The 2,609-nt window shown below is 78.0% G+C and carries 3 protein-coding genes; 2 read left to right on the top strand and 1 reads right to left on the bottom strand.

Features of this window, described 5'->3' with window-relative positions:
- Positions 1–121: 121 nt before the first annotated feature.
- Entirely contained in the window at positions 122–1,417 is a 1,296-nt protein-coding gene (locus DVA66_RS19255) for a hypothetical protein (protein WP_157974150.1), read from the bottom strand.
- A 164-nt stretch (positions 1,418–1,581) separates the two neighbouring features.
- Between DVA66_RS19255 and DVA66_RS19250 the strand changes: the two genes are divergently transcribed.
- Positions 1,582–1,968, top strand: a complete 387-nt coding sequence (locus DVA66_RS19250) for a DUF192 domain-containing protein (RefSeq protein WP_198671960.1) — start codon at positions 1,582–1,584, stop codon at positions 1,966–1,968.
- Between the two features lie 40 nt (positions 1,969–2,008).
- Positions 2,009–2,609 (top strand): Gfo/Idh/MocA family protein (locus tag DVA66_RS19245; RefSeq protein WP_198671959.1); only part of this gene is annotated, 601 nt, incomplete at its 3' end.

Here is a 2,609-nt window from a genome sequence, read left to right as displayed (position 1 = left end):
GGGGCGGCGACCGCGTCGCGGGGCCACCACCCGGCGCCGGCGGCGGCCACGCCGACCGCCCCGGCCGCGAGCAGCGCGCGACGCGACCAGCGGCCCCCACCTCCGCCACCTCCGCGGGGACTCATGACGCCACGCAACCCGGGTCGGTGTCGACGGTGCGGCTGCCCCCGCTGCTGCTCGGGCTGACCTGCGAGACCGCCCGCAGGTCGTCGGGGCCGAGCTCGGTGCGGTAGCCGGCCACCAGCTCCCGCAGCACCCGGTCCCGGTCCGGTGCGTCCGCGGCGGCGTCGAAGGACAGCACGGTCACCGTCGCGGCGCGCGCCAGCCAGGAGCTGAGCAGGTCGCTGCTGTCGGCCGGCTGGGCGCCGAGCAGCGTGTCGAGCTCGAGGGTGAAGCCGGCGGGGTCGCTCAGCCACTCCTCGGCGAGGGCCCGCTCGCCGGCGGTCTGCACCGGGACGTCCAGGTAGGCCACCTCGACCCGCTCGCCGTCGGCCCCGTCCTTCCCGTCCTGCGGGTCACCGGTCTCGGCGAGCACCGGGCGGGTCGAGACCACCGCCACCAGCACGTCGGTCACGGCCCCGTCGGCCCCGCGGGTCCAGCGCAGCCCGCCCTGGACCGGGTGCCCCGCGAGCTCGCCGGTCAGCGCGGCCACGGTGGAGGTGCGCTGGGCGCTGCGGTCGGCCACCACCACCGCCGGCCGGGAGCCGTCCAGCCGCAGCCACCGCTCGCCGGATGGGTCGGCGTCGGGCCTCTCCCCCGCGTCCGGACCGGCCGGCGCGGGCAGCACGGGAACCTGCAGGTCGACCCGGCTGTAGCTGGTCGTCGGCTCAGGGACGTCGAAGCCCCCGGCGCCGAGGAGGGTCGGCAGCAGCGCCAGTGCCGACCGCTCCTGGGCCGCCAGCCGGTGCTGGCCGGTCAGGGCGGCGACCAGCTCGTCGGCACCCTGCCCTCCTGGCAGCCGCCAGGCCACGTGCTCGGGCACCGCCACCCCGGGCAGCAGCGGGCGCACCGCACGCTGCTCGCCCTCCCACACCAGCGGCGGCGGGCCGGTCTCGACCGGGCCCACCGTGGCGATGGTGTCGCCGTCGCGCGCGCGGTCCAGCTGCAGCGGCAGGCTGCCGGCCACCGTCACGGTCGTCGCCCGGGTCTCCGGCAGCACCTCGTCCAGCCGGGCGAGCAGGGAGCACCGGGGGGCACCCAGCGGCGCCGCCCCGAGCACCGGTCGCGGCTCCTCGCACGTGCCGAGCCCGAGCGAGCCCACCCGGCACAGCGTGCGGCCCAGCGCGGCCTGCGCGTAGCCCGGCAGCAGGCTCATCACCCCGGCGACGGCGAGCACGACCAGCAGCCCGGCCACCACCCGGTCGGTGACACCGCGGCGGCGAGCCGCCTGCTCGACCTTGCGGCCCCTGCGCGCCACCTCCACCTCCGCCCGGGTCGTCCTGCCCGGCTCGGCCCCGGGCGCCGCGCAGTCTAGTGCGTGCGAGTCCACCGCCCGGCGCCCGTCACCGGGCCGCGGGCGGGCGACCCGGTCGCTGACTAACGTGGCCCGCGGCGTCGGAGGAGAGGCACGGGAGGTCGGTCGTGGGCACAGCGGAGCAGGGTGCGGAGCGCGTGTTCGGACCCGGACCCCACCGGCTGCTGCGCGACGGCGAACCGATCGCCGCGGTGGCGGTGGCCGAGACCCGCGCGGCCCGCCGCCGCGGGCTGCTCGGCACCGACCGGGTCGATGGCGCCCTGTGGATCCCCCGCTGCCCGTCGGTTCACATGGTCGGCATGCGCTACCCCATCGACGTGGCAGTGGTCGACGCCGCCGGGGTGGTGCTGCTGACCAGGACGCTGCGGCCCTGGACGGGGGCGACCTGGCCCGTCCGGCGGGCCTCGGCGGCCGTGGAGGCACCGGCCGGCGCGCTCTCGACGTGGGGGGTGCGCCCGGGCGCCCGGCTGACGGTGCAGCGCGCCGACCGCTAGCGTGAGCCGCGCCCCGATCCCGACCTCGACGGAGAGCCCCATGACGACCTCGAACGGCGCCCCCAGCGACCTCGCCCCTTCCCTGCGCTGGGCGGTGCTCGGCGCCGGACGCATCTCGCGCACCTTCGCCGACCAGCTCCCCCGCAGCAGCACCGGACGGCTGGTGCGGGTCGGCAGCCGCGACGCCTCCCGGGCGGCCGAGATGGCCGGTGAGCTCGGCGTGACGGCCGGCAGCTACGAGGAGGTGCTGGCCGACCCCGACGTCGACGCCGTCTACGTCGGCACCGTGCACACCACCCACGCCGAGCTCGCCGTGGCGGCGCTGCGGGCCGGCAAGCACGTGCTGTGCGAGAAGCCGATGGCGCCCACCCACGCCGAGGTGTCGACCATGGTCGACACCGCCCGGGCCACCGGCCGTGCGCTGGTCGAGGCCTTCATGTACCGCTTCCACCCCCAGACCCGCCGGCTGCTGCAGCTCGTCGGCGAGGGCGCCATCGGCCAGGTGCTGCACGTCGACGCCGCCTTCGGCTTCGCCACCGGCGCCACCGGTGGACGCCTGCTCGACCCGGCGCTGGCCGGCGGGGCGATCCTCGACGTCGGCTGCTACCCGGTCTCGATGGCCCGCGCCGTGGTGGCCGCCG

The sequence above is a fragment of the Desertihabitans aurantiacus genome (assembly GCF_003344635.1).
Lineage (GTDB): Bacteria > Actinomycetota > Actinomycetes > Propionibacteriales > Propionibacteriaceae > Desertihabitans > Desertihabitans aurantiacus.
The sequence above is the reverse complement of the archived record's forward strand: the minus strand, read 5'-3'. Positions and strand labels throughout refer to the sequence as shown.